The sequence below is a fragment of the Agrobacterium sp. AGB01 genome, from assembly GCF_014851585.1.
Classification (GTDB): domain Bacteria; phylum Pseudomonadota; class Alphaproteobacteria; order Rhizobiales; family Rhizobiaceae; genus Agrobacterium.
The window spans coordinates 1-444 of sequence record NZ_JACVAB010000022.1 but is presented as its reverse complement, the minus strand read 5'-3'; the positions used below and the strand labels follow the sequence as shown (position 1 = coordinate 444).

The window sequence follows — 444 nt, the reverse complement described above, 5'->3', positions numbered from 1 at the left end:
GCAGAGGGAAGAGAAGGGGAGAGGAGAGGGGGAAGGGAAGGGGGGAAAAAAGGGGGGAGAAAGGGGTGGAGGGGGGGCGGAGAAAGGGGGAGGGAAGAGGGAAAAGAGAGGGAGAAAGGGAGGAAGGAAGAAGAAAGGGAAGGAAAGAAGGAAGGGGAGGAAGGAAAGAAAAGAGAGGGAAGGGAGGGAAGAGAAAAAGGGGGAAAAAAAGAAGAGAAAAAAGGAGGGAGAGAAAGAAAGAAAGGAGGGAAAAGAAGAAGGGGAGGGGAAGAAAGAAAGGGAAGGGAAGAAGGAAGGGAGGAAGGGGGGGAAGGAGAACAAGAAGACAGCGGCCAGGGGCAGGTTAGGGCGACCGGGCGGCGCATCCGCGCTGTGCAGCAGGCCAGAAAGCAGGACCCAGCGAGTGGCACGCCCGGTCACCGGCCCATCCAGTGGCAACAGGCA

The 444-nt window shown here is 57.9% G+C and carries 1 protein-coding gene; it reads left to right on the top strand.

Annotation, left to right across the window (positions count from 1 at the left end):
* Positions 1 to 347, top strand: a 347-nt coding sequence (locus IB237_RS26190; RefSeq protein WP_192491683.1) for a hypothetical protein, incomplete at its 5' end; no start/stop codon positions are given.
* Positions 348 to 444 lie beyond the last annotated feature (97 nt).